Origin of the sequence: Burkholderia stagnalis (genome assembly GCF_039848545.1) — a bacterium.
GTDB classification, from domain to species: Bacteria; Pseudomonadota; Gammaproteobacteria; order Burkholderiales; family Burkholderiaceae; genus Burkholderia; species Burkholderia stagnalis.
This window is the reverse complement of sequence record NZ_CP156686.1, coordinates 51,918-76,041: the sequence shown is the minus strand read 5'-3', so window position 1 is coordinate 76,041 and position 24,124 is coordinate 51,918. Positions and strand designations below refer to the sequence as shown.

General features: G+C 67.2%; 15 protein-coding genes. 4 read left to right on the top strand and 11 right to left on the bottom strand.

The features are described 5' to 3' along the window. Window positions 1-142 precede the first annotated feature (142 nt). Window positions 143-784 (bottom strand): FMN-binding negative transcriptional regulator, encoded by a 642-nt coding sequence (locus tag ABFO07_RS17315; RefSeq protein ID WP_124491998.1) that lies wholly within the window; start codon window positions 782-784, stop codon window positions 143-145. 127 nt (window positions 785-911) lie between these two features. Between ABFO07_RS17315 and ABFO07_RS17310 the strand changes: the two genes are divergently transcribed. Beyond that, window positions 912-2,423, top strand: coding sequence for a PLP-dependent aminotransferase family protein (locus tag ABFO07_RS17310; RefSeq protein WP_347469332.1), 1,512 nt, complete (start codon window positions 912-914; stop codon window positions 2,421-2,423). 257 nt (window positions 2,424-2,680) lie between these two features. Then, window positions 2,681-4,825, top strand: coding sequence for a penicillin-binding protein 1A (locus ABFO07_RS17305; RefSeq protein WP_230948189.1), 2,145 nt, complete (start codon window positions 2,681-2,683; stop codon window positions 4,823-4,825). Here the strand turns inward: ABFO07_RS17305 and add are convergent, their stop codons facing one another. Together add and ABFO07_RS17295 are read right to left on the bottom strand one after the other, a co-directional pair. Continuing rightward, complete coding sequence (add, locus tag ABFO07_RS17300) at window positions 4,826-5,929, bottom strand: adenosine deaminase (protein ID WP_347469331.1); 1,104 nt, start codon at window positions 5,927-5,929, stop codon at window positions 4,826-4,828. A 47-nt stretch (window positions 5,930-5,976) separates the two neighbouring features. Further along, complete coding sequence (locus tag ABFO07_RS17295; RefSeq protein WP_059892354.1) at window positions 5,977-7,326, bottom strand: NCS2 family permease; 1,350 nt, start codon at window positions 7,324-7,326, stop codon at window positions 5,977-5,979. Window positions 7,327-7,442: 116 nt separating this feature from the next. Here ABFO07_RS17295 and ABFO07_RS17290 point away from each other — a divergent pair, with 116 nt between their 5' ends. Beyond that, on the top strand, window positions 7,443-8,354 hold the full coding sequence (locus ABFO07_RS17290; RefSeq protein ID WP_059803714.1) for a LysR family transcriptional regulator: 912 nt from the start codon (window positions 7,443-7,445) through the stop codon (window positions 8,352-8,354). A gap of 12 nt (window positions 8,355-8,366) precedes the next feature. Here the strand turns inward: ABFO07_RS17290 and ABFO07_RS17285 are convergent, their stop codons facing one another. From ABFO07_RS17285 to ABFO07_RS17270, 4 genes are all read right to left on the bottom strand, one after another. Further along, on the bottom strand, window positions 8,367-9,419 hold the full coding sequence (locus ABFO07_RS17285) for a nucleoside hydrolase (RefSeq protein WP_124492001.1): 1,053 nt from the start codon (window positions 9,417-9,419) through the stop codon (window positions 8,367-8,369). An 8-nt stretch (window positions 9,420-9,427) separates the two neighbouring features. Next, a complete protein-coding gene (locus ABFO07_RS17280) occupies window positions 9,428-10,540 on the bottom strand; it encodes a porin (RefSeq protein ID WP_059563148.1) in 1,113 nt (370 codons plus the stop codon). 166 nt (window positions 10,541-10,706) lie between these two features. Continuing rightward, entirely contained in the window at window positions 10,707-11,756 is a 1,050-nt protein-coding gene (locus tag ABFO07_RS17275; protein WP_347469330.1) for a hypothetical protein, read from the bottom strand. A gap of 225 nt (window positions 11,757-11,981) precedes the next feature. Then, on the bottom strand, window positions 11,982-13,403 hold the full coding sequence (locus tag ABFO07_RS17270; protein ID WP_059885244.1) for an MFS transporter: 1,422 nt from the start codon (window positions 13,401-13,403) through the stop codon (window positions 11,982-11,984). A 405-nt stretch (window positions 13,404-13,808) separates the two neighbouring features. On the opposite strand from ABFO07_RS17270, the gene ABFO07_RS17265 reads away from it, so the two are divergent. Beyond that, window positions 13,809-16,256, top strand: coding sequence for a mechanosensitive ion channel family protein (locus ABFO07_RS17265; protein ID WP_060351585.1), 2,448 nt, complete (start codon window positions 13,809-13,811; stop codon window positions 16,254-16,256). Between the two features lie 145 nt (window positions 16,257-16,401). On the opposite strand, the gene ABFO07_RS17260 is transcribed toward ABFO07_RS17265, so the two are convergent. The 4 genes from ABFO07_RS17260 to ABFO07_RS17245 form a co-directional block, all read right to left on the bottom strand. Continuing rightward, a complete protein-coding gene (locus ABFO07_RS17260; protein WP_059563144.1) occupies window positions 16,402-16,758 on the bottom strand; it encodes a VOC family protein in 357 nt (118 codons plus the stop codon). Window positions 16,759-17,181: 423 nt separating this feature from the next. Then, entirely contained in the window at window positions 17,182-17,589 is a 408-nt protein-coding gene (locus tag ABFO07_RS17255; RefSeq protein ID WP_081064352.1) for a VOC family protein, read from the bottom strand. After that, window positions 17,576-22,237 (bottom strand): RHS repeat-associated core domain-containing protein, encoded by a 4,662-nt coding sequence (locus tag ABFO07_RS17250; RefSeq protein WP_347469329.1) that lies wholly within the window; start codon window positions 22,235-22,237, stop codon window positions 17,576-17,578. The genes ABFO07_RS17255 and ABFO07_RS17250 overlap by 14 nt, the downstream gene beginning before the upstream one ends. A gap of 474 nt (window positions 22,238-22,711) precedes the next feature. Beyond that, window positions 22,712-24,112 carry a TolC family protein gene (locus ABFO07_RS17245; RefSeq protein WP_347469328.1) on the bottom strand — a complete coding sequence of 467 codons (1,401 nt, stop codon included), beginning with the start codon at window positions 24,110-24,112 and terminating at the stop codon, window positions 22,712-22,714. Window positions 24,113-24,124 lie beyond the last annotated feature (12 nt).

Below are 24,124 nucleotides of genomic sequence, written 5' to 3'. Positions count from 1 at the left end.
TCTCGCGTCAATCAAGTTTTTCTCGGTCACATATGACCTATCCGAGCACGGCCAACTACAACCGCTCCGTCGACGCAATCCCACATCGGCGCGCTTCGCTCAGGAGTCCACCGGGTCGGTCTGCACAATGTGACGCGGCGTGTCACTCATCCGCCTTCGCGTCCGCCTCTCCCCTCATCGCCTCCCCGATCGCAAGCTCGCCCCTCGCCACCAACGCATCCGCCGCCCCCCGAATATCCCCCACCGCCTTGTTCTGACTCAGCTTGCGCTTGCCGACCAACCGCGTGATCTCGATCTGCAACCCGACAATCGACTGCACCATCGCATCGAGATAATCCCGCGGCGCATCGGCCATCTTCCACGGCTCGGGCTGCGCTGCCTCGTGCGTGCGCGTCAGCCGCGCGATCAAGCCGCGCACGAAGCGCTCGTCGTCGCGCACCGCGATGCGCCCGTGCGCATGCACGACCACATAGTTCCACGTCGGCACCTGGCGGTGCGTCGCGTGCTTGCTCGGATACCAGCTCGGCGAAATGTACGCATCCCCCGCGCGGAAGATCACCAGAACTTCGTCGCCGTCCGCGACGTCGCGCCAGACCGGATTCGCGCGCGCGACGTGCGCATGCAGCTCGCCGAGCCCGCCGTCGCCGGTCACCAGCTCGAACGGCAGGTGGTTCGCGTCGAGCCCGCCGCCGCCGTGCGTGACCAGCGTGCCGAACGGATGCTGCGCGATCAGCGCGTGCAGCACCTCGGTGCGGGATTCGTCGAAATGGGCAGGGACGTACATGGCGGCTCCACGGTCAGGCAAAGGTCTATCGGATGTTCAGGGGCACACACCCGCGATGCATCGATTGTGGCCGCAAACCGGTTTATGCTGTAGAGCCGGTTTCGGACATTTTCAGCGAACCAGAATCATGGCGAGAACTGCCCGCATCATCGAAATCCCGTCGATCGGCGCGCTGGACCGCGCCGCCGGCAACCTGAGCCGCCAGCTCGCGCAGGCGCTGCGCGAAGCCGTGCGCCACGGCGACATCCGGCCGGGCGATGCGCTGCCGTCCACGCGCCAGCTCGCGGCGTCGCTGCGCATCGCGCGCGGCACGGTGGTCGACGCGTATGCGCAGCTGATCGCCGAAGGGTTCCTCGAAGCGCACGGCGGCGCGCAAACGCGCGTCGCGCAGGCGCTCGCCGTCACACCGCCGCCCACGCCCTCGCGCGCAACCGGCACCGCGCGCCGGCAGCCGGCACGCGCAGGCCTGCCCGAGCCGGCCGCCGCGTTCGCGCGCATCGCGCAGGAGTTCACGCCGCTGCCGGCCGCGCCGTTCGCGATCTCGGTGCCGATCGGACCGACCGCGCCCGACGACATCTGGCGCCGGCTCGGCAACCGCCTGCGTGCGCACGGCGCGGGCGCGCCGTCCGGCTATGCCGATCCGCGCGGCGCGCTGCCGCTGCGCGAAGCGATCGCCGCCTATGTGCGCAAGTCGCGTTCGGTGCGCTGCGAGCCCGACCAGGTCGTAATCACGAGCGGCACGCAGCAGGGGCTCCATCTCGCGTGCCAGGTGCTGCTCGGCGCGAACGACCAGACCTGGGTCGAGAATCCCGCGTATCGCGGCATCACCGCGCTGCTCGAAAGCACCGGCCGGCGCGACGCGATGGTGCGCGTGGCGGTGGACGACGAAGGCATCGACGTCGAGGCCGGCATCCGCCTCGCGCCGCACGCGCGCGCCGCGTTCGTCACGCCGTCGCATCAGTACCCGCTCGGCATGCCGATGAGCATGGCGCGGCGCAACGCGCTGCTCGCGTGGGCGCGCACGCACCGCGCGTGGATCGTCGAGGACGACTACGACAGCGAGCTGCGCTACGAGGGCTATCCGTTTCCGTCGCTGCAGGGCCTCGATCCCGACCGCGTGATCTACCTCGGCACCTTCAGCAAGGTGCTGTTCCCGTCGCTGCGGCTCGGCTACGTGATCGCGCCCGACGATCTCGTCGCGGCATTCTGCGGTGCACGCGTGCTGATGGATCGCCATGCGCCGACCGCGGACCAGCATGTGCTCGCGGCATTCATCGACGAAGGCCATCTCGACCGCCACGTCCGCCGCGTGCGCGGCGTGTATGCGGACCACCGCGCACACCTGATCGACACGCTCGGCGCGCGGCTGCCGCGCACGCTTGCGTGGCTGCAGCCGGGCGACCAGGGGATGCACGTCGTGCTGTGGCTGGCCGGCGGGCTCGACGATCGCGCGGTCGTCGCCCGGGCCGCCGAAGCCGGCGTCGCGGTGCGCGCCGTGTCGCCGATGTTCGCGCCGGGCACCGGCCGCCCGGGCCTCGTGCTCGGCTTCGGCGGCTTCAGCCCCGCGCAGATGGAAGCGGCCGCGCAGCGGCTCGCCGACGTGATCGCGACCGTCGCCGCCGAAGCGTCGCAGCGCTGACGCCGCCGCGCGATTCGTCAGGCGAATCGCATGGAAAAAGGCGGCGACACGTTGTCGGCGGGAAACAAATGTAATCGTCTGTAAATCCTGCAAGCGGGAGCCGGTTTCGGCCGCCGTGGCGCGGGTTCCGTTTGCTACGATCGCGCCTTTTCCGCCCGCGCCCCGCATCCGTGACTCGCCGAATCGTGTCGTCTTTCCGTGAATCGTGCGCCAGGTGGCTCGCCCGCGTCCGGCCGCACGCTGCCGCCGGCGCCGCGATGGCCCGCGCCGCGCTCGCCGGCTGCCTGCACCGCCTGCGGCACCCGACCCGCCGCGGCATCGCGCTGACGCTCGCCGCGGTGCCCGTGCTCGGCGTGCTGGCCGTGCTCGCGTTCGTGCCGTTCACGCCGAGCATCGGCGACATCCGCAAGGCACGCCTCGACCGGCCCGCGCAGATCGTGTCGGCCGACGGCCAGCTGATCGCCGAATTCCGCGCGACGAACCGCGAATGGGTGCCGCTGTCGCGCATCTCGCCGCACATGGTCGACGCGCTGATCGCGACGGAAGACCGCCGCTTCTACGACCACCACGGCATCGACTGGCGCCGCACGCTCGGGGCCGCGCTGCACACGTTCTCCGGCGATCGCCAGGGCGGCTCGACGATCACCCAGCAGCTCGCGCGCAACCTGTATCCGGACGAAGTCGGCCGCGCGCCGACGCTCACGCGCAAGCTGAAGGAGCTGGTCACCGCGTTCAAGATCGAGAGCGTGTACAGCAAGGACCAGATCCTCGAGACCTACCTGAACACGGTGCCGTTCCTGTACAACGCATACGGCGTCGAAATGGCCGCGCGCACCTACTTCGACAAGTCGGCGGCCGAGCTCGACATCCTCGAAAGCGCGACGCTGGTCGGCATGCTGAAGGCCAACAGCTACTACAACCCGGTGCTCAATCCCGAGCGCGCGGCGCAGCGGCGCAACACGGTGCTCGGGCAGATGAGCAAGTACGGCAAGCTGCGGCCCACTGCATACGCATGGCTGATCCGGCAGCCGCTGCGCGTCGATTTCGAGCCGCAGACCGCCTCGCCGGGCCTCGCGCCGCACTTCACCGCGCAGCTGCGCAAGTGGCTGATCGCATGGGCCGATCGCAACAACTACAGCATCTATGCGGATGGCCTGGTCGTTCGGACGACGATCGATTCGCGCCTGCAGCAGATCGCGACGGAGGCCGTCGAACGACAAACCGACCAGCTCCAGGCGATCGCGGACGATGCATGGCGCGATGCCGACGGCTGCGGGCTGCGCAACGCACTGTTCCGCGGCTTCATCCGGCAGACGCCCGACTACCGCAGCGCGCGCGAGGCCGGCGTGCCGGATCCGCTCGCGCTGCGCCGGCTCGCGTCGAATCGCCCGTTCATGCGCGCGCTGTGCCGCAGCAAGACGCAGGTGCAGGCCGGCTTCATCGCGATCGATCCGCGCAACGGGCAGGTGCGCGCGTGGGTCGGCAGCCGCGACTTCGCCAGCGAGCCGTTCGACCATGTCGCGCAGGCGCGCCGCCAGCCGGGCTCGACGTTCAAGCCGTTCGTATACGGCGCGGCGTTCGCGGACGGCGCGCGGCCGAGCGACACGTTCGTCGACCGCAACGTCGCGATCCCGCTCGACGGGCATGCGGTGTGGCGGCCGACCGACGAGGAGCCGCCCACCGGCCTGCCGATGACGCTGCGCGACGCGCTCGCGCATTCGCGCAACCGCATCACCGCGCAGCTGATGCAGCGCGAAGGCCCGGCCAAGGTCGTGCAGCTCGCGCGCGCGATGGGCGTGCGCGACAGCCCGCTCGACGCGGTGCCGTCGCTCGCGCTCGGCACGAGCCCGGTCACGCTGAAGGAGATGGTGTCCGCATACGGGACGATCGCGAACCGTGGCGTGTACGCGGAGCCGCAGATGGTCACGCGCATCGAGGATCACGACGGCAAGGTGCTCGCCGAGTTCGCGAGCCCACCGCCGCAGCAGGCGCTGCCGGTCCACGCCGCGCAGACGCTGATCGACGTGATGCGCGACGTCGTCGACTTCGGCACCGGCGCGGACATCCGCACGCGCTTCGGGCTGCGCGGCGACGTCGCGGGCAAGACCGGCACCACGCAGGACAACGCGGACGGCTGGTTCATCCTGATGCATCCGCAGCTCGTGGCCGGCGCGTGGGTCGGCTTCGACGACGGCCAGGTGACGCTGCGCAGCGACTACTGGGGGCAAGGCGCGCACAGCGCGCTGCCGATCGTCGGCACGTTCTACGATGCGGCGCTGCGCGCGCGCGTGATCGACCCGCGTGTGCAGCTCACAGCGGATTACCGGCCGCGGGTTGCCGCGCCGCGGCCGAAGCGGCCGGCGCGCCCGAGTTTCTTCGACTGGTTCAGGCTGTTCCGCTGATCAGCGCGGCGGCGGCAGCGTCGCCGCGAGCCAGTCGAACGCCTGCGACCATTCGGTGCGCCACGCGGCCTTCGTTGCTTCGTCCACCCACGCGCCGTCGATCCCGTTCAGCATGAACGGCTTCAGCTCCGCGACCGTGAAGCCGAAATGGCTGAACATCAGCTCCCACGCTTCGCTCGGGTTGACCTTGTGCAGCGTCGGATCGTCGGTGTTCGGATGCACCTTCAGCCCGAGCCCCGGCATCTTGCGCAGCGGATGCTGCTCGGCCCACTGCTCGGGCGGCAAGGTCCGCAGGTAGTACGAATTGGTCGGCACCACGGTGAACACGATCCCGCGCTCCGCGTAGCGCGCGCACAGCGCCGGGTTGTCGACGATCGTGTAGCCGTGATCGACGCGATCGACCTGCAGCAGGTCCACCGCCGTCTCGACGTTGCGCCACGGCATGCCGAACTCGCCCGCATGCGCCGTCGTGCGAAAACCCGCTTCGCGCGCATCGCGATAGGCCTTCCAGAACAGCTCCGGCGGCCGGTCGTTCTCGCGATAGTCGATGCCGAGGCCCGCCACTTCGTCCGCGCGATGCGCCTTCATCCACTCGACGATCGCCACCGCTTCGTCGGGATCCTGCTCGCGGTCGATGCTCGGAATCAGCCGCGCGCTGATGCGGAAATCGTGCGCCGCGTCGCGGATCGCCGCGACGATCGCGGCCTGCGCGTCCGCATACGCGATGCCCGACACGCGCACGGTGCCGGTCGGGTTCCAGAAGAATTCGCTGTGCCGCACGTTGTGCGCGGCCGCATCCTCCAGGTACTCGTAGGCGATCCGGTGCAGGTCGTCCGGCTGCGTCAGCAGATGTCGGTCGAGCGCGCGCAGCACGTGCAGCACGCCCACCGGCTTCTCGCCGCGCGCGTAGAACGCGTTGATCTCCGCACGCGCGATCGGCGCACCGCTTTTTTCGGCGAGCGCGACGAACGTGTCGTGGCGCACCGCGCCGAGCAGGTGGCAATGCAGCTCGGCCTTCGGCAGCGCGTGGAAGAAGGCCCGGTGGGCCGGCGTGATCTCGATGCCCGTGCGCGCGGCCGGGACGTTGCCTGGTGTTCCGTTCAATTTCAGTCTCGCTTGGGGTGATGCCAATGCGTCGTCGAACGCGCCGCTCAATGCGGCTTCACGACGGTCCAGAAGTAGTAGCCGAGCGGCAGCGCGAGCACGACGAGCCCCCACGACACGTCGCGCCAGCGGCCCGCCAGCAGCTTGACGAGCACGTAGCACAGCAGGCCGCCCGCGATGCCGGTGCCGAAGCTGTTCGACATCAGCGTGAGCAGCACCATCGCCATCACCGGCAGTGCATCGGTGAAGTCGTCGAAATGCGTATGGCGGATCGTCGCGAACATCGACAGCCCGATCAGGATCAGCGCCGGTGCGGTCGCCTCCTTCGGGATCGCGAGCGCGACCGGCACGAACAGCAGCATCGCGGCGAACAGCACGGCCGCCGCCAGCGACGACAGCCCGCTGCGGCCGCCCGCCTCGACGCCCGCGGCCGATTCGATCAGCGCCGTCAGCGCGGGGATGCCGAACACCGGCCCGAGCGTCGCGGCGATCGAATCGACGACGAACGGCCGGTTGATGTCCGGCAGGTTGCCGTGCGCGTCGAGCAGGTTCGCCTTCGCGCCCACCGCGAGCGCGGTGCCGAGCGTCGAGAAGAATTCCGCCGCGAAGAACGCGAACAGGTACGGCGCGGCGGCGAGCGACAGCGCGCTGCCGATGTCGAGCTTCAGCGCGATCGGCGCGATGCCGTGCGGCATCGACACGAACGACGCGGGCAGGTGCGTGACGCCGAGCGGCACGCCCGCGGCAGCGGCCACGAGGATCGCGATCAGGATCGCGCCCGGCACCTTGCGCGCCTGCAGCACGATCGCGACGGCCAGCCCGATCAGCGCGACGAGCGCGCCCGGCCGCGAGAAATCGCCGAGCGCGAACGCATTCGTCTTCGCGTTCGCGACGACCATCCCCGCATTGCGCAGCCCGAGCATGGTGACGAACAGCCCGATCGACGCGCCGAGCCCGAGCTTGATCTGCACCGGAATCAGCCGCACGACGACGCTGCGCGCGCCCAGCACCGTCAACAGGAAAAACAGCACGCCGGACACGAACGCGATGCCGAGCCCGGTCTGCCAGCCGATGTGTTCGGTCGTCGCGAGCGTCACGCCGATGATCACCGAGCCGCCGATGCCGGGGCCGACGAGGAACGGCAGGTTCGCGTACAGCCCCATCAGCACGGTGAACAGCACGAACACGACGATCGTCGCGGTGGTCGCCGCGCCGCGCTCCATCCCGCCGGTGGCGAGCAGCGACGGAATCACGACCAGCAGATACGCGGCCGCGAGGAACGACGTGACGCCCGCGATCGCCTCGGTGCGCACGCTGGTGCCGCGCGCGGCGAGCGCGAAGCGGCGCTCGAGCCAGTTGGCCGGCATGCGCGCCGGTGCTGCGTCTGTCGATGACATGAAGGTTCTCCCGTCGATTCCGAATGATGTCCTATGCTGGCCGGCGCCACGCGGTCTTATACTGCCGCGTACCGCTCGCCGACCGTCCTTACGTTTTTTTCGTCCTTTACCGCCCGATGCCGTCCGACCGCTCATCCCTGCTGCCCGCGCTCACGCTGCGGCAGGTCCAGCATTTCGTCGTGCTCGCGCATGCGCGCAGCTTCACGCAGGCCGCGCAAGCGCTGTCGCTCACGCAGCCCGCGCTCACCGCGTCGATCCGCCAGATCGAATTCCTGCTCGGCGGCCGCCTGTTCGCGCGCTCCGCGCACCGGCTCACGCTGACGAGCGCGGGCGAAGCCGTGCTGCCGCTCGCCGAGCGGCTGCTGAACCAGGCGCGCGGCACCTTCGACGACATGACGCGGCTGATCGGCGAGCGCATCCAGACAGTGCGGATCGGCTTCATCCCGTCGGTCGCGGGCCGCCTGCTGCCGGCACTCAACGCGCTGCGCGGCACGCATCCGACGCTGCGCTTCACGCTCACCGACCTGCCGAACAGCGCGCTCGTCGAAGCGGTGCGCGACAGCGTCGCGGATCTCGGCATCGGCGTGCGCGAGCCCGACCAGGACGACGGCGCGCTGCGCTACCAGCAGCTGTTCGAGGACGAGATCGTGATCGTCGTGCGGCGCGACGATCCGCTCGCCGGCGCGAAAGCCGTCACGTGGGCGAAGCTCGTCGACCGCGAGCTGGCCGTGTTCATGCGCGGCAGCGTCAGCGAATCGCTGCAGCGCACCGGCGGCGCGCAGAAGCTGCACCTGAACGTCACCTACCGGATGGAATACACGGAGCCGCTCTACGCGCTCGCGCGCAACGGCCTCGCGACGGTCGTGCTGCCGAGCCTCTACACGATGCATCTGCACGATCCCGAACTCGTCGCGCTGCGCGTCGAGAAGCCGCGCGTCACGCGCGCGATCTCGCTGATCTCGCTCGCCGGCGACGATCGCGGCCCGCACGTGCGCACCTGTCGCGAGTGGCTGGCGAAGCACATCTGAGCGCGCGCGACGTTACGGCAGCTTCGCGATGCGCTCGACGAGCGCCGTGTAGAAGCGGTCCGCGTCCACCTCGTTGATCCACGTCGCGTTCGGCGCGCGGCCGCTGCGGCCGTTCCAGTCGACCACCGTTTCGCCGAGCGTCCACTGCCCGGCCGTCTCGATCGCGACGTTCACCTTGCGCCCGCCGAACAGCGTCGGATCGACGAGATAGCCGACCGCGGTCGGGTCGTACATCGGCGCTTCGTCGACGCCGCGCCGCTTGCGGTTGTACGCGAGCTCGGCCGCCATGATGTCCGCGACGATCGCGCCGCAGCGGTTGCCGAGCGCGCGGAACGGCGCGACCCGCGCGGGCGTGATCGGCGCCTTCACCGCGACGTCGCGCGGCAGCACGACGATCGGCACGCCGCTGCCGAACACCACGTCGGCCGCCTGCGGATCGACATAGATGTTGAACTCCGCGGCCGGCGTGATGTTGCCGCGCTCGAAGAACGCGCCGCCCATCAGCACGATTTCGCGCAGGCTCGCGCGGATCTGCGGCGCCTCGATCAGCGCGCTCGCAAGATTGGTGAGCGGCCCGAGCGCGCACAGCGTCACGCTGTTCGGCGCGGCGCCGCGCAACGTGTCGACGAGGTACGACACCGCATGCCCGGGCGCGAGCGGCGCCTTCGGTTCGTGCAGTTCGACGCCTTCGAGGCCCGTCTTGCCGTGCACGTTCGCGGCCGTGATCAGCTCGCGTGCGAGCGGGTGCGGGCAGCCCGCGTACACCGGCAAGGTCTGCGTGCAGCCGGCCCAGTCGCGGATGATCCGCGCGTTGCGTTCGGTCAGCTCGAGCGGCACGTTGCCGGCGACGGCGGTCAGCGCGCGCACGTCGACGCGATCCCGCGCGCCGAGCGCGAACAGGATCGCGATCGCGTCGTCCTGCCCCGGGTCGGTATCGATGATCACGGTGCGGCGCGCGGCCGCCGGGCCGGCGGCAAACGCGCCGCCTTCCGGCATCAGCGCGGCGCCCGCCAGCGCGGCGGACAGTTTCAGGAAGTGGCGGCGGGCAAAGGTATCGTTCGTCATGGTCGTGTTCAGAATACGTGGCGCACGCCGAGCGTCGCGGTCATCTGGCGCGTGCCGGTCGAGCGGGCGTACGCGAAGATCTGCGCGTGATCCGCATCGCCCGCCGCCTGCTGCGCGATCACCGTCAGCGCGACGTCGGTGCGCTTCGACAGGAAATAGTCGGCCTGCAGATTCACCTGGTGCCACTTCGGGCGTTTGTCGATCACGTCGTACTTGCCGTTCGTGAACGCATACGCGGCGCCGAGGAACAGCTGCGGCGTCATCGTGTAGACGACGTTCACGCCGACGTTCTGCAGGTGCAGGTGCGAGTTGTCGAGGTAATCGTAGCGGACGTCGGTGAACATCGCCGCGAACTGCGCATGCCCGATCGTGTAGAAGCCGCCCGTGCCGGCGATCCGCTGCCGGCTCGCGAACACCGACGGCGACGTCGCGCTCTTGCTGAAGATCAGCAGCGGCGACGCGTAGTCGTTCGCGATCGCGCCGTCCGGGTTCGTGCGGCTGTACGGATGGTTGTACTGCGCATACACGGCGCTCCAGCGCAGCGGGCCGCGCTCGTAGCCGATGCCGAAGCTGTACGCGTTGTTGTCCGCGAAGCCCGTCGCGTTGCTGAGGCCGTACTGCGCGGTCAGCTTCAGCCCGTAGAACACCGGGCTCACGTACTTCACCGAGTTCTGCACGCGGATGTCGTTGTAGCCGTTGTCGTTGTCGCCGATGTTCACGCCGTTGCTCGCGATGATCACCGGGCCGATGTAGTCGTGGATCGCATCGTACTGGCGGCCGAACGTCAACGTGCCGTAGGTGCGGTCGGCGAGGCCGAGATACGCCTGGCGCCCGAACATCCGGCCGTTCTGCGCGGCGTTGCCGGTCATCACGTTGAAGCCGTTCTCGAGCTGGAAGATCGCCGACAGCCCCTGCCCGAGATCTTCCTTGCCCTTCAGCCCCCAGCGCGGGTTCTGGTTCGTGCCCGACAGCGCCTGCCAGGCGTTCTTGCCGCCCTGGTTGGTCGCGAAACCGACGCCAGCCGAGATGAGACCGTACAGCGTCACGCTGCTTTGTGCGCTCGCGTGGGTCGCGAATGCGCCGAGCATTGCGAGCGGGGCGAGCTTGTGGAGAGTTTTCATGCGGGTCGTGGGTCGGTTGAGGTCCGGGCGAGCGCGGCGGGTTCCGCGAATCCGGACTCGACTATACGAATCCGCCGTCGATCATAAAAGTTTGCTTTTCTTATGTGGCAATAAAACGGATTTATTCTCACGACGGCCGCGGGTTCGCTTCGAACGGCCGGCTCGCTCAATCCGCCGTATCCCCGCCCTTCGGCACCTTCGACCACGCGCTGCGGCCCGGCAGCGGCGCCCACGCCGGGCGCGCGTTGCGCGCGGAATCGACGACGACCAGATAGCGGCCCTCGATCGGCGTGATGTCGCGCCCCGGGTGCAGCACCCAGAACGACCGGCCGGCCTCCATGCTCGCTTCGTAGTCCGCGTCGAGGATGCCGTGCCGGTCGATGAACGTGTTCAGCGACGCGGGAATCCGCACGCAGCCCTTCGAATGGCGCACGCCGAGCAGCGGTTCGAGCCGCTCGGGATCGGTCGCATGCATCTGGAAACGCATCGCCGACACGCCGCCCTTGCCCCAGCCGCGTTCGCTGTCCACCCAGCCGAAGTCGTAGATCCGCATGTCGCGGCGCCCGTAGCCGCGTATGCCGTTGTCGTTCGTCGTGCCTTCCGCGCGGAAGTCCATATTGTCGGGCGTGTGCGTGAACACGCCGAGCGGCGTCAGGAAGTGGTCGTACTTGCCGGGCAGCCCGGTGGCGACCGGCGCTGCACCGATCATCAGCCACGCATTGGCCGGCGTCGCGCGGAAGTAGATGAACAGCGCCTGCACGGCCGGCGCGCGATCGACCATCACCACGTATTCGCCGGCGAGATCGGCCAGATCGGCAGCCGCGAGCGCCTGCTGCAGACGCCGGCCGTACATACGCTGCTCGCCCGCCGGCACGTTCAGCCGGCGAGCCACTTCCTGCGCGAAGCGCTTGCGCATGTCGAGCGCGCGGGTCGTCGCGCCAGCGGCTTCGGATGCGGACAACGGCGGATGCCGGCGCGGCAACACAACCTGGGCCTCGCTGGCCGGCGTGCCGGAAGCCGCGGAAGCGGCGCTTGCGGAAACGGCGGCTGCCGCAGGCGATGGAGATGCCGCAGACGCCGCGGCAGCCGGCGAGGACGCCGACGGCTCGGCAAGGACAGGTAACGCCGGCGCGGCGGCAAGCCACACGCACGCGGCAAGCGGAACGGCACGGCGACGCGGCCACGCGAACCGCCACGTCAGGTCGGAAAGCTTCATGCGATCGATGCGCGATCGACCGATCGGGCCGGTGCGCGCCGTCGGACGGCGCGCGGGCTGCGCGAAGCGGCAACGCGCCGGGCGCGGCATGCGCCCCGGACGCCGACGCCTCCGCGCGGCGCGGCCGCCACGCAGAATGCGCGTCGGGCCGATGGCGGCTGGAGAGTCGTCTGACGTTTCATTCTACGCGCCCATGCGCAAACCGGCAGCGCGGGCGCGCGGCCGCTACTTCGAGATCGCCTCGAGCGCGACGCCCTTCGTGCGCGGCCCCATCAGCCCGATCGCCGCCATCACGACCGCCATCGCGCCCGCGATGAACACGAACACGCCGGCGGTGCCGAAGCCATTGAGCACCGCGGCGATCACGAACGACGTGAAGATCGCCGAGAAGCGGCTCCATGAATAGACGAAGCCCACTGCCCGCGCGCGGATCGCGGTCGGGAACAGCTCGGCCTGATACGCGTGATAGCTGTACGACATGATGTTGTTCGCGAGCGTGAGGCCGATGCCGAGCACGATCAGCAGCGGGGCCGCCGTCGTCCGGCTGAACAGCAGCCCGCAGACGATCGCCGTGCCCGCCATCGCGACGATCACCGACTTGCGCTCGAAGCGGTCGGCGATCACGAGGCCGATCAGCGGCCCGATCGGCGCCGCGAGCGCGATCACGCTCGAATACATCAGGCTCGTCGTGATCGTGATGCCCTGCTTGATCAGCAACGTCGGCACCCAGTTCGCGAAGCCGTAGAAGCCGACCGTCTGGAACACGTTGAAGATCGTCATCATGATCGTGCGCTTGCGGTACGGCGGCACCCACATGTCCCTGAAGCGGCCGCGCGCGGGCACCGGCTCGGCGGGCGCGGGCGGCGGCAGCGGGCGGCCGTATTCCGCCTCGACCTTCGCCTCGAGCGCGCGCATCACGCGGTCCGCCTCGTCGAGCCGGCCCTGCTGCGCGAGCCAGCGCGGGCTTTCCGGCAGGCCACGGCGGATCCACCAGACGAAGATCGCGCCGTGCGCGCCGATCAGCACGACCCAGCGCCAGCCGTCGAGGCCGAACGGCGCATGCGGCACGAGCAGGTACGCGAGGAACGCGACGACCGGCACCGCGACGAAGCCCACCGCCTGCTCGCATGCGAACGCACGGCCGCGAATCTGCTTCGGCACGAGTTCGGAAATGTACGTGCCGATCGTCACCATCTCGACGCCGAGCCCGAGGCCGACGACGAAGCGCCAGAAGTTCAGCCCGGCGGCCGTGTCCTGGAACGCCATCACGACGTTCGCGGCGGAGTACCACAGCAGCGACCACGTGAAGATCGCGCGGCGGCCGAAGCGGTCGGCAAGGAAGCCGCACGCGATCGTGCCGATGAAGAGGCCGGAGAACAGCGCGGCGATGAAACTGGCGACGCCGGTGGTGCCGAACAGCCCGTGAGTCGTCGCGCTGAGGATGCCGCTTTTCACGAGGCCCGGTGCGACGTAGCCGCTGTAGAGCAGGTCGTAGAGTTCGAAGAAGAAGCCGAGGCTCAGCAGCACGACGAGTTTCCACACGCTGCGGGTGGGCGGCAGGCGGTCGAGGCGGGCCGAGATCGAGCCGGCGTCGAGCAGCGTGGCCGGTGTGGCCGGCGTTCGCGAAGAGGTATCCGTTGAGGCCATCGTGGGCGCGTCTCCTGATGTTGTCTTGTCGTGTTGTCGCGTTGCCTTGTCCGTCAGGCGGCCGCCGCGCGGCCGTCATGCGAGCCGGCCCATTGTACCGGCCCCGACACCGCGCGGCCGCCGGCCCGCACCTTGTGTAAATTGCGTAACCGTCTGTCGACCGGCGCACCGCGGCGCCGATCGGTGGATCGACCGCCGCGTCGCGCCGTGCAGGTGCGTCCCGTCAGCGTGCGCGCGGCGGCACCGGCCCGCCGCCGCCCCATCGCGCCCCGCATCCCGCTATGCTCTGAGGATTCCACGGCAGCGGCCGATGCCGGCGCACCCGGTAACATGCCGGCTACCCAACCGTGACAACACGTGGACGATTTGACGGCCGCGGCCATGTCGGCAAATCGTAAGGATTCCATGCGCATACAACACCTTTCCACTTTCATCCGCCGGGTCGCGCTGATCGCGCTGCTGCATCTGATCCCGGCCGCAGCGGCGCACGCGTTTCCGTCGCCGGCCTCCGAAACCGGCGCGGCTGCCGCCGACGGCGCGTCCGCCCCGACGATTTCGTTGAGCGACGCAGTCGCCGAGCTGAAGCAGATGCAGGTCCAGCAGGACCGCATCAAGCAGCAGACGTCCACCGCGACGAACAGCAAGGCGCTGGATTCGCTGGCCGACTCGACGCAGACGTTGAGCGCCGCCGTCGACAAGCTGACCGCACAGCTCGTCCCGCAGCGCGCGAAGCTTCAGGCGCAACTCGACGTGCTCGGGCCGCCGCCCGCGCCGGGCGCGGCGCCCGAAACCCCGGCCGTCGAGCAGCAGCGGGCGACGCTGAACGCGCGCAAGACGCAGATCGATGCGGCGCTGAAGCAGGCCGCCGACCAGAAGGGCAATCTCGCCAACCTCACCGACCAGTTCTCGAAGCTGAATCGCAGCCTGCTGAAGAACCAGCTCGTGCTGCGCTCGGGCAGCATCTTCGGCGCGCAATTCTGGCTGCCGCTGTTCCGGCTGCCGCCCGGCGACGCGCAGCGGCTCGGCGACTTAGACGAGCAGCTCCTCGCGATGCTGAAGTCGGCCTGGCAGCCGGGGCAGCGCATCGTGACCACGCTGCTGCTGCTCGCCACGCTGGCCGTCTGGATCGTGGGCCGGCGGCTCATCGAACACTGGCTCGCGTGGTTTTGCGTGAATCGCTTGCCCGAAACCCGCCTGCGCCGCAGCGCGCTCGCGCTGTCGACCGCGGTCACGACGCTGCTGACCACCGGCATCGCGGTGCAGCTCTTCTATGTCGCGTTGGCGCGTCGCTACGATCTCACGCCGGCGCTCATCGACCTGTGGGACGAATTCGCGAAGCTGGCGCTCACCTGCGCGCTGATCGCGGGCCTCGGCCGGGCACTGCTGTGCACGCGTCATCCGTCGTGGCGGCTGCCCGCGCTCGCCGATCCGGTCGCCCTTGCGATGCGGCCGTTCCCGGGCGTGCTGGCCGCGCTGCTGCTCGTGTCCGGCACGATCGAGGAACTCAACCGGATCGTCGACACGAGCCTGTCGGTCACGCTGTTCGGCCGCGGCATCGTGGCGCTCGTCGTCGCACTGACGGTCGGCGCGTCGCTGTTGCGCGCGAACCGTGTGCGCAGCGCGATGGCCGCGGCCGGCGAAGCGCCCGAACAGCGCTCGACGCTTGCGGGGCTGATCCATGCCGGCGTATCGCTCGCGATCATCGTGTCGCTGCTCGCGCTGATGATCGGCTACATCACCGTCGCACGCTTCATCACCTTCGAGCTGGTCTGGTTCGAGATCGTCCTGTGCAGCGTCTACGTGCTGACGCAACTGACGCGCGACGCGTGCGCCACGCTGTTCAACCCCAACCTGTCGAGCGGCAGGCAGATCAAGCACCTGTTCGGGCTCGGCGACAAGCATCTCGAACAGGCGCAGACCGTGCTGTCGGGCCTCGGCACGAGCCTGCTGATGCTGTTCGCGGTGATCGCGCTGCTGACGGGCGGCTTCGGCACGACGCCGGGCGATCTGCTCGACAGCCTGATCGCGGTGGCCGGTGGGCAGAAGCTGCAGAGTCTGAACATCATGCCGGACCGGATCATCAACGCGACGATCGCCTTCGCGGTCGGCCTGTACCTGCTGCGCTCGGTGCGGCGCTGGCTCGACGCCGAGTTCATGCCGGCGCTCGGCATGGACCCCGGCATGCGCGCGTCGCTCATCACGCTGTTCACCAACGTCGGCTATGCGCTGGTCGCGCTGATGACGCTGGCGCTGCTCGGCGTGCGATGGGACAAGCTCGCGTGGATCGTCAGCGCGCTGTCGGTCGGTATCGGCTTCGGCCTGCAGGAGATCGTGAAGAACTTCGTGTCGGGGCTGATCCTGCTGACCGAACGCCCGGTGAAGGTGGGCGACATGATCAGCATCAGCGGCGTCGAGGGCGACATCCGCCGGATCAACGTGCGCGCGACCGAGATTCAGCTCAGCGACCGCTCGACCGTGATCGTGCCGAACTCGCAGCTGATTTCGCAGAACCTGCGCAACGTGACGATGGGCAACAGCACGCAGGGCGTCGCGACCCTGGTGCTGACGTTCCCGCTGAACACCGATCCGGAGCAGGTGCGTGATTTGCTGCTCGACGCGTATCGCGAGCATCCGTCGATTCTGGACAAGCCCGCGCCGTCCGTTACGTTCAGCCAGCTGACGCCGGACGGGATCACGCTGAGCGTGACGGGTTACGTCGCGAGCCCGCGGATCGCGGGGTCGACGAAGAGCGACCTGCTGTTCGAGATACTGAAACGGCTGCGCGCGGCGCAGATCACGTTGTCGAGCCCGCAGATGCTGGTCGTGCAGAACATGCCGGGAGGGAAGGCGTAGCAGCACCCAAGCGGCTCGCACTGCGACGTACCGGCGCGTTCGGCAACGCAGCGTTGCCAGAGCATTCGCCACGTCCGGTTGACCATACCCGCTTCCGGGAAGGGGTGACCGGATTCACACCCACGCCAGGCTTGCGCGAATGTCATCAATCGATGGTGACCGTTTCGTTCCAGCCGTAGACGATTTCGTCATTTGTCTCGTCGTCTTCGTAGCAGAGAAGCGTGATCAAATTCCCGCTTGGATCGCGCAGATGCGCGACATATCCGGCGGGCATCCTCGCAATCATCTCGAACCTCGCCCCGCCTTCCTTCAGATGACGGCAATACACGCCGAAATCCTTTTCGATCTCGATTTCAAGGATGGCGTCCATGCCGACGGCCTCCTTTCCGTCCCGATACATGAACCGGCCGATCCCCCCCTCTTCGCCGCCGAACAGGATTTCACCGTCTTCCGTCACAGAAAACCCCAGGCCACGGCTGTAAAAATCCTCCATTTCCGGCATACGTTTCCGTTTTACCGGAATCACGAATCTGACCTTTGATCGAATTCCTGCCAACTTGCACCCCGAGTAGTGTTCGTCACATTTCGTTGAAAACAACGCGTGATGATTGCATATTCGTCCACATTGATTTCCGACCCCGATCGTTCGGGTCGCGGCTTGCCGTGACGTTCGTTCGCGGTCACGGATTCTAACCACGCCGAGCGCGCACCCTTACCGGTTCGTCTACACTTAAAACGAAACGAGCCGACTGCCTTAGCACGGCAGCCGGCCCGCCCCATTCACGCGATGCGTCGATTCTGATACAGCACAAATGCTTGATGTCAGCGGCCGCTCCACGCCTGCGCGTCGCCGCCAGACGCGTCATCGATGTACGCGCCGCTCATTGTCTCCGGTCGACACGAGACATGAACTACAACTGGGCGGTCAGTCGATTGTGACTGTTTCCTCCCAGCTATAGATGATTTCATCATTCTTCTCGTCGTCTTCATCGCAGAGAAGCGTGATCAAATTTCCGCTTGGGTCCCAGAGACGTGCTGCATATCCGGCAGGCATCCGAGCAATTTCCTTGAATTTCGCACCACACTCCTTCAGGTGCCGGCAAAAAACACCAAAATCCCGTTCAATCCATATACGAATAATGGAGATACCGCTTACCGCATCAGCTTTCTCTCTATATAAGAACAGGCCGATCCCGCCGTCTTTTCCAAGCAGTACCTCCTTGCCATTCACCACTTGAAAGCCCAAACCATGACTGTAGAAATCCACCATCTCCGGCTTACCTTTCGGTTTCACCGGAATAATAAACCTGACTTTAGCCTTAACGTCTTCCATATCGTCCCTTAGCAGGCGGCCTGCCGCTTTCTTTGGAAGCAGATCTCGCCCTATCTGTTGCACAGCGATTAGCTCTGTACACCTTGGCCCCAACACGACTCAGCGCCTTTTTCTCAGCCTCATAGAATGGACTGCGATTTGGTGCATTATCGATACCTATATCGATGAATTCGTACCCTTCCGCCGCCATTTTTCTGATCCATGCGGCATTTCGAGCGACCGCCTGTTGCTCCCATGACTTGCCAAACGATTCGCCATCGTCTTCGATATCTGCCGTGATCGACTTCCAGTCTTTCTTGATCGTCCGGAATTCATCACACGTATGCTTGACGCGCATCGCAGCAGCATAAGCCTCGACCGACGCCTGCCCCTCACCGATCACCACATACTTCCTCAACCCGAGCGGATCGACAAATTCGATCGGGTTCGGCGCGTACTGATAGAAGTTGATCCCGCCGGCGAGCCCGATCGGATCCTGCGAGATGAAGCGCCCCGCACCTGAATCGTAGTACCGGTACCGGTTGTAGTGCAGTCCGGTTTCGTCGTCGTGCTGCTGGCCCTGAAACCGGATCGCGCTCCGTGCGACGATCCCTGCCGCCTTCGACGCGCGCGCGATCACGTCGCGCGCTTCGCCCCACGCGCGATACGACGCTTCCCACACGACCTCGCCCGCCTCGTCGGTCATCAACAGCGGCGTGCCGACCTGATCGCAATGGTAATAAAGCAGATGCGCATCCGCCAGCCGCTCCGGCCGTCGTTGCAGCGGATCCGTTTCTGGCGTGTATCGATCCGTCTCGCGCCATTCCGGCGTCGCGATTCCAGCGACCGGCTGCGCCGTCACGTACTGCGCCAGCGGCACGAAGCCGTCCGGATCGTACACATACTGCGTCGTCCCGCTGGCCGTGCTTTCATAGGCCAGCCGATCGCCTTCCCATCCGAACACGGTCCTCACGCCGTTCACGTCCTTCGCAATCCGGCGTCCGAACGGGTCGTAGAAGTAGCGCGCATCGGCCTGTCGCGTCGATTCCTCGACACGCGCCCGCGTCAACCGGTTGAAGGCGTCCCACTCGTATTGCTGCCGGCCTGCCGGCGTGCGCTTCTCGATCAGGTTGCCGCGCGCATCGTATTCGAAGTGCGTGCCGGCATACCCCTTGAGCAGGTTGCCGAGCACTTTCGGCACCTGCGCAGGCAACGTGTTGACCGGTCGATCCGACACCACCGGACTCGGCTTCACGGGTTCCTGCGAGCGCGCATGCTCCGGCGCGCCCGCGTCCATGATGTTGCTCGCCGGGTCAAACGCAAAACGCTCGGCTCCCAGCGGCCCGATCGCCGCGATCAGGCGGCCGACCGGATCGTAGCGATAGTCGATCAACCCCTTCCGGCTGTCCTCGATATGCTCGAGCCTGCCCGCCGCATCGTAGCGATAGCGCCGCTCCGCCAACGGCGCCGGCGCCTGCAGCCGCTGCACCGTCTGTCTCGCGACCCGCCCGGCCGGATCGTAGGCGGTCTGCTGCCCGATCCGGTTGGACAACGTCCGCTGGGTTTCGCGATGAAGATCGTCCCGCTCGAACTGGATACGCTCTTCGCCGTCCAGCATCAGCCCGTGGACATGCCCCGAGCCGTAGGTCAGCCAGTCCAGCGTGTGGCCATCGGGGCGCACCGTCCTGATCCGCGTGCCGATTGCATCGTATTCGTGATGCCACACGTAACTGCGCGATTCGCCGAACAGCTGATAGGCGTGATGCTCGCGCACGAGGTTGCCGACCGGGTCGAAGAACGCCTGGAACCGGCTATGGCCGTTGCTGGCCTCGATCATTCGCCCGCTTGCGTCGTACGCAAAGCGCTCTTCGACCGCGTCCGACGCGCGTCGCGTCACGCGTCCCGCCCGGTCGAATTCCAGCGTCGTGACCTGCCCCTCGACCTCGACACTGCTCGGCTCCAGCGTGCCTTCCGCGTATCGGTACTTCGCCCGCTTGCCGTCGAACCCGATCTCCTCCAGCAACCGGCCGGTCGGGTCGTAGTGGAACTGCGACGTCGCATGGTTCGCATCGGTCAGGGTCGTCAGGCGGCCGAGCCGGTCGTAGCGGTACGAGAGCGCATGACCCAGCGCGTCGACGCGGCTCGCCACACGGCCGGCCGGGTCGTACGAGAACCGCGTGACACGCCCGAGCGCATCGGTGTGCGTCTGCACGCGGCCTTCCGCATCCCGGACGAACCGATCGATGCCCGCAGCCGACGCAATCTCGCTCAGCTCACCGTTCTCGCCATAGCGATATGTCGTGGTCCCCCCTGCCGGATCCGTCTTGCCGGTCAGGCGACCATGATCGTCATACGTCCATTTCGTCGTTTTTCCCGAGCAGTCGACGTACTGGCTCAATTGTCCGGCGGCGTCATACGCCAGGGTTTTCGTACCGCCCTTTTCGTCGGTCATCCCGACGAGCAGCCCCTGTGCGCCGTACGCGTACTTCGTCTCGTAGCCGAGCGGATCGATCTGCCGAACGAGGTTGCCCGCGTCGTCATAGCCGCGCTTCCAGACGTGCCCGTCCGGATCCTTCATCCACACCGGCTGGTCCTGCCCGTCGTAACGCGTCTCGACGACCGCACCGTCGACGCGGTAGTGCTTCGTCATGTTCCCGCGCGCGTCGTACTCCATCTCCTCGACGCCGCCGTCTCGGTGGATATGCATCACCAGATTGTTGTTCTGGTCGCGCCGCATCCACTCTTCGGTCCCGTCCGGATAGGCGATCCGGTACATGTAGCCGTGGATGTTGTAGTAGTAGCGCGTGACGTTGCCGAGCGCATCCGTCACATAGGTCAGGCGGATGTTCGGATGCCACATCAGGCGGATGTCGTGGCTGCCATCGTCGGCATATTCGCGCACGCATCGCGCGTTCGTGTTGTCGTGTTCTTCCGCACCATCCCACTCGAGATTCATCCCTCGGCCGGTGCGATCCGTGTAGCGGGTGATCAGGTGGCGACGATACGCGTATTGCCATGCGTTGCCGTAGCGATCCGCCGCGCGGACGAGGTCGCCTTCTTCGTCGTAACGGTATTGCGCGAGCGTGACGCGCGTCTTCGCGTCGACGATCTGCTCGATTGCCGTGATGCGGCCACGCGCATCATGCAGGAATGCCAACGTATGACCGGCAGAGCTGACGAGACGCGCAAGGCGATCGCCGCTGTCGTAGTCGAGCGCGACCGTATTGCCCGCGCGATCCTTGTGCAACGCGAGGCGGAACGTCTCGCCGCGCTTCTCGTAGACGTACAGCGTTTCATGTCCGTATGACAGCGTGACCCACGTTTCATCCAGCCGGGACAACGTGACGCCTTCCATCCGGTCGTCATGCACCGCACCCGCGGCCAGCGCCGGATATTCGATGTTTCGACCGGTCGAGTCGCAATACACCCATTTGTCATCGCGGATGTCGATGCGCGTCATGTACGGCGTCAGCCAGCGCGCGCCCAGTTCACCGCGATCGTAACCGGCCAGGCGCGAACGGTAAGTCCGCGCCCAGACGACCGGCAGTGCGCCCGGCAATTCGAAGTCCGTATGCGTAAATGTCTCGTCGCCGAATGCAAAGCTGATCGACGCGCCGGACGCGCCACATCCGCACTCCTCGCAATGATCGACCCCCGCCCCCTTGGCCTTGGCTTCCTTCTTCTGCGCAGCCAGCGGCACCTGCGGCCGCCGCTCCTCGACCTTCGTCGTGCCCGACGACTTGACCGCACCACCGCGCGTGCCCTTGCCCTTGAGCCGCACCGCGTCGGCGAGCTTCACGAGCAGCCACATCAGCTTGCCTTCGTCACTGCCCTTGAGTTCGTTGATCTTGTTGAACACGACGGGCGCCAGCGTGCGCAGCGATGTCGCGATCTCGCGAATCGGCGCGACGAGCTTCACCGGAATCGCCTCGCTCAGCTTGCCGCCGGCCGAATTGGCGCCACGCTTGCCGAGCGCCGCCGTCGATTCCGACAGATACCCCCACGCGCCGGCCACCTTGTCCTTGCTGAACCATCCGCTCTTCTTCATCAACTGCCGATACTCGGCCGCCTGCTTCTCGTTCTTGGCCGGATCGAACAGCTTGCCCGCCTGCAACGCCTCGATGCCGTCGGCGAGGCTCGTGAGAATCTCCTGCGCCTTCTTCGCACACGTGTCGATCAGTTCGTTGACCACGCCCTGCAGCGTCGTCAGGAAGTTCTCGATCTCGGTTGCGCACGAAGCCTGCACATGCGTGACGACGATCGACACGACGGCCGCGGCGATGTCGCGCTTGTGGATCATCAGCTCGTTGCGGATCAGCGCGAGCATCGGCCGCGCCGCGAGCCGCATCGGCGCCAATACCGGCGGGAACGGAATCACGCCGATCAGGTTGATCGCGAGCCCGAGATAGTCGAGCAGGTCGCCGCCGCGCTTGCGGACGATCGAGACGATGTCGCTGAGCACATCCGCCAGCGCCATCAGGTTGTTCAGGATCGGGATCGCACTGGCGACGGTCGCCAGGCGCTCGACGTTCACGTATCCGTGCGTGACGTCGATCAGCCACGCGTTGAAGCCCTCGCCGGATGCACGAACGTCATCCGGATGAACGTCGGTCAGCCACGGCGTCGCCTGCTCGTATTCCGCGCCGGGAGGAAGTTTTTGTTCTGCCATGCTCTGCGTTGTTCTTCATTGTTCTCGGGACGCGCTTGGCAAACTCGCGCGTGCTCTCGACGACCCGCCCGCGCCACGAAACGGGACGTTCGCGTCAACGCGCAAACCGTCCTGCGGGGTGTGGGTGGATCGCTCTCCTGACGCCGCAGCCTGTTTCGACTTGGCCCTCGGAAGGCTCGGCGGCGTCCCGCGCGATTGTACAGAGGATTGGGCCGCCGGCGTATGACGCCCGGCCGGCAGCATTCGGGCGACGGCGATTGCCGGGAGTCGCCGCTTTGCGGACGACGCCATGCATCGTGGCGCGCCCGTAAACGCATCGGGCCGGCCACCGCATCGCGGTGGCCGGCCCGTGCCGTCATTCACTCGCGGCGCATGACGCGCCGTGCTCCTTCACACGTCGAACTTTACCCGGCCGATCTCCGTGCCGCTCGTGCCGAGGTTCACGTTGATGATCTCGCAATCGCTGCCGTTCACCTAGCGCACCGCCCATCGACCCATGATGCCCGCGCTGGCGAACAGGCGAAGCCGCGCCGACTCCCAGTCGGCGAGTGCGCGCACCCGCTCCTGTCGCGCATCGGATAGGGCCGCTTGCGCCGAAAGCAGCTCGAGAATATCCCCCGCTCCGTGCGCGTAACGATTGCGTGTCGACGCCAGCGCCGTTTCAGCGGCATCCAACAGCCTTGCAGACGCGTCCAGATTGCCGATCGCCGACTCGGCGTCAGCATGCGCCTTCAGCACCTCACGCAGAATCTGCTGTTGCGTGTCGAGCAGTTGCGCATGTGCCTGTTCGGCCTGGGCCTGCGCCCCGCGAATCCGGTAGGTCCGCGAAAAGCCTTCGAAAAACGGAATCGTCAGGGTCAGGCCAATGCTCGTCTGTGTTGAACGCAATGACTGCAATCCCTGGTTCGGATAACCGTTCCGGGAAAACGTACCGCTCAAATCCAGCGTCGGCATGCCCTCCGATCGCGCCGTCGTCACCTTCGCCTTCGCAGCCTCCCATTGGGCGCGCGCAGCCCTGATTTCCGGATGAGACCCTTCCGCCTCGCGAAGCCAGTCACCCAGCTCGCGCAACGCATCCGCCGCAACCGGCGCCGCCGCCTCCGTCACGTCGATGCGTGTGACGCCCGGCAGCCCCATCGCATAAACGAGTTCCGCGCGAGCCCGGGCCACGTCTGCGCCGGCCCGCCCCGCAGCCAGCCTCGCCTTCGCCAGCGCCGTTTCCGCCTGCAGCGTGTCGCTGCGGGCCGCGACGCCTTTGGTCAGACGCTGACGCGACGCAAGCACCGTAGATTCGGCAAGACCGACAGATTCGGTACGCGCTTCAAATGCAGCTTGCGCGTTTTGAACATCGAAATAGCTTCCGATGACATCCGCCACAGCTTTCTGCATCGCGGCGTCGTGACTCGCCAGCGCGGCCGTCAACAGCTGCTGCGCCGCACCCCGGTTTGCGGCCCGCCCGCCGAAATCGAGCAGCCGCCAGTTCATGCTTGCATTTGACGTCGTGCCGGTGCCATGGGTATTCATCGACGGCGCCTGCGGATAACGGCTATGCGCGCTGAGCCGGTTCACCGACCCATTGAGCGTCGGCAGCCATGCCGCCCTCGCCTCGCCCAACGCCGCCGCCTGAATCTTGATCGACGCCCAGGCAACCCGGATTCGCGGGTTGTGGCACAGCGCATGGTCGACGGCATCGCCAAGCGTCAGACGCTTCGTCAGCTCGACGGACGACGGACAGGCAACAGGAGCATCGTCGCCCGGAAGCCCAACGCCCGTGTCCAGCACGGGCGGCCGCGTCAACAAGGGATCGGTCAGCACATCCGGCACGCCCGCTGCCTGGGCCTTGCACGCGATCAGAACCAGCAGTGCGCCATGCATCCGCCGGCTGCA